The organism is Vibrio sp. V19_P1S1T109 (assembly GCF_002241375.1).
GTDB classification, from domain to species: domain Bacteria; phylum Pseudomonadota; class Gammaproteobacteria; order Enterobacterales; family Vibrionaceae; genus Vibrio; species Vibrio anguillarum.
This window is the reverse complement of sequence record NZ_NDIM01000345.1, coordinates 1-3,230: the sequence shown is the minus strand read 5'-3', so window position 1 is coordinate 3,230 and position 3,230 is coordinate 1. Positions and strand designations below refer to the sequence as shown.

Sequence of the window (3,230 nt, the reverse complement as noted above, 5' to 3'; positions counted from 1 at the left end):
CTAAAGTCGCCACGCGTTGGCAATCCCTCTTGAGCCGTTTGTTATGCAGTTTTTTAACCAATACTCAGTATAGAGAACGAATTGCTTAGCCAAACTTATCTTTAGCTGCCACAATTCGCACTGTCATTTACTACCAATTGGTTCATTATGAAACTTTTAGTTCGCAATCTATCTCGCTCTACAACTGAACAAGAACTTCGTGTTTTATTCTCAGCTCATGGCTCCGTAGCCGAATGTACGCTTGTTTTAGACCAAGTAACGGGTCAATCAAAAGGCTTTGCTTTTGTCGAAATGCCAAACGAAAACGAAGCTAATGCTGCAATTTCTAGCCTAAACCTTTCTGACGTAGCTAAAAGCAAAATCAGAGTAAAAGCCGCAGAATAAACACCTTATAGACAAAAAGAGTAAAGCTCCGTCAGTTCAAATACATTGGGCTGACGTTTTTTAGTTTCCGTTGAACCTGTAGAACTGCATAACGCCCGGCTAAGGGGTTGACAACGCACCGCCGAACTCAAAAAACACACTGTAAACACTGAACTTCAATTTTGCACTAAAACCGCCACGCGTTGGCAATCCCTCTTGAGCCGTTTGTTAAATTACAATTGCTTGTAGAAGTAAACTGTTGCTTCTAACTTTCCGCTAGAACTACGCGCAAACTCTGGAATTTGACCAGCTTCGATGTAGCCAATCGAACGATATAGTAAAGAGGCCACATCACCTAAGCGAGTATCCAAAACGAGTAACTGCAAACTAAGCTCTAATGCCGTTTTTTCCATCAGTGACATTAATTTCTTACTGACACCTTGGCCACGAGCACTTGTTTTAACCATCAATTTTTCAACTTCCCCTCGATGTAAACCATTTGCTTTAGAGCATAGAGAAAGTTGAACTGTACCGATGATGGCATTTTCATCTTGAGCAATAAATAAACGACGGTTTCCTGACTTTAAATCCGATTCTACCCCACTCCAGTATGACTCGATTTCTTCTCTGTCGATCGGAGTTAAAAAACCGACTGAAGCACCACTCTCAACACAATCTATAAGCAATGAATTTAACTGAACTGAGACGCTAGAGGTTGAATTAATTTCCTTTATTTCCACTGAACTATCCTTGTAATTTAACGCCCGGTTAAGGGGCAGCCAACGCCACAACCAAGCTTACGCATAACACCGTAACCACAAAAAACAACGCATAATAAAAATGCCACGCGTTGGCTGTCCCTCTTGAACCGTTTGTTATGCTTAAACTTCAAACACTTAGGTTTGAGCAACCATTAGAATAACTCACACTTTCAAACCAACCCAAGCACCAAAATTCGTTAACCTGATCGAAACCATGAATTGAACAAAAACTGAGATAAATTCACCACGATCAATAGAACAAAATGCCTTTTTAACGAAAACCCGACCAACCAGACTCACAGCAAACTGGCATGAAACTCAAATGAGGCAACAACGCTGAACCAACAGCGCCAACGAAATTGCCTTTTCATTAGGCAGCGCAAAACAATAGTAAATTGCCGATACGCTTTTGGCCGATAAGCCAAGGAGCCAAATCACTCAAAGCGACTTGAGAAAAAGAAACTCAACACGAACTGGCTCAAAACTAAAATGAGGCAACAGCTCGAAACTCACAGCATCAATTCATTTCAAAACAGCGACAGCTTTTAATCATTGCCGACAAACAAGAACGAATGGCTGAAGGAACAGAGAAAAGGCCACAACCGATTGATTTTGTGAGATTAAGCATAACGCCCAGTTAAGGGGTGAACAACGCAATACCGAAGCCGCTGCATACCGCCTTAAACACTAAAAATAACGCATAGTAAAAATGCCACGCGTTGTGAATCCCTCTTGAACTGTTTGTTATGTTTAAGATTCAATACCTTACGTTCAACTATGCTGAAGTTTAACCCGACTTACTTTTGCAATCAAAACCAGAAGCTAAAAATTTAATTAAATCATAAGGTTGACTAAATTGAACTTTGAAAACAGAAAACACAAAAGCTGACGTTCTAACTTAAAAATTGAGGAAAATGTTCGAAAAACAACGTCAAACGATGCCAACTTGCTAAAAGACCAAAACAGAATGACTTATGGAGTAAAGAAAAGACACAAGCTACTGATTTTACGTGATTAAACATAACGCCCGCCTAAGGGGCTGGCAACGCATTACCACTAAACTCAAACACAACAGCCGTAACCACTTCGGCTCATTGGGACTGGAAACGCCACGCGTTGACAGTCCCTCTTGAGGCGTTTGTTAGTTTTTGTGCTGCGACAAGAACTGCTTTAGTATTTCACCCACGAGTTCTGGTGATTCTTGATGTGATGAATGTGCTGTCAATGGGATATTAGCAAAACTACAACCTGCAATTTTCGACTTTAAAGCCACCGCCTCATCCAACGAAAACAAGAAGTCATTATCACCTCGCATTACTAACGTCGGGCAACGAATTTTTTCAACTAACTCGTCTGGATAACCAGATTCTGTTGTATCCAGCCAGACGGCTTTTACCATGTCTACAAGCTTAGGAAAATCTGGTTTAGGATTTGATAACTCATAAAATGCGACATCATCTGCAAACCTTGATACCCAAAATTCAGCCGTCAAACCACTTAGCAATTCCATTGATGGGTCATCTGCCTCCAATCGCCACTGCGAACCCAGTGTAACCAAACAAGACACTCTTTCTGGCTCTTTTGCTGCCAACCGATAACCCACGATGCCGCCGTCACTGAAACCAAAAATTGAGTATTTCTCAATACCCAAATAACTAAGAACATGCTGGACATCTTGTTGATACTGCATGTAATTAAGCGGGAGTTCACCTAAGAGTGATTTTCCGTGACCACGAAAATCTATGCTTATCAACTGATAGTCTGTAGACACATATTTGTGAATGGGACTTAACTCATTCAGCGAACCAAGGCCGCCATGAAGCATCAATAATGGTTCACCCTCAGGATTGCCGAAAAGTTCGTAATAAATCTCCGAGCCATTGACGCCTATATAACCATTTTTATTTTTCATTTTGCCGACCAACTGTATTTTTATTGATTTGACTTGAAAAAACTAACGCCGCATTAAGTGGTGAGCAACGCAGACCACTGCACTTAAAGTATTGTACCGTAAACACTAAATTCAAAGTAAACTAAAAATGCCGAGCGTTGGGAATCCGTCTTAAATGCTTTGTTAGCACTACGTTTCGAGGTACTTAATAACTG

Annotated in this window: 3 protein-coding genes; 1 reads left to right on the top strand and 2 read right to left on the bottom strand. The window is 40.8% G+C overall.

Going from position 1 to position 3,230, the window contains the following annotated elements:
• Window positions 1-147 precede the first annotated feature (147 nt).
• The gene (locus B9J87_RS16145; protein ID WP_013867767.1) at window positions 148-384 is read left to right on the top strand and encodes an RNA recognition motif domain-containing protein; all 237 of its coding nucleotides are present in this window, start codon (window positions 148-150) and stop codon (window positions 382-384) included.
• 212 nt (window positions 385-596) lie between these two features.
• Here the strand turns inward: B9J87_RS16145 and B9J87_RS16140 are convergent, their stop codons facing one another.
• Both B9J87_RS16140 and B9J87_RS16125 read right to left on the bottom strand, forming a co-directional pair.
• Window positions 597-1,103, bottom strand: coding sequence for a GNAT family N-acetyltransferase (locus B9J87_RS16140; protein WP_094151718.1), 507 nt, complete (start codon window positions 1,101-1,103; stop codon window positions 597-599).
• A gap of 1,162 nt (window positions 1,104-2,265) precedes the next feature.
• A complete protein-coding gene (locus B9J87_RS16125) occupies window positions 2,266-3,036 on the bottom strand; it encodes an alpha/beta fold hydrolase (protein ID WP_094151716.1) in 771 nt (256 codons plus the stop codon).
• Between the last annotated feature and the right edge of the window lie 194 nt (window positions 3,037-3,230).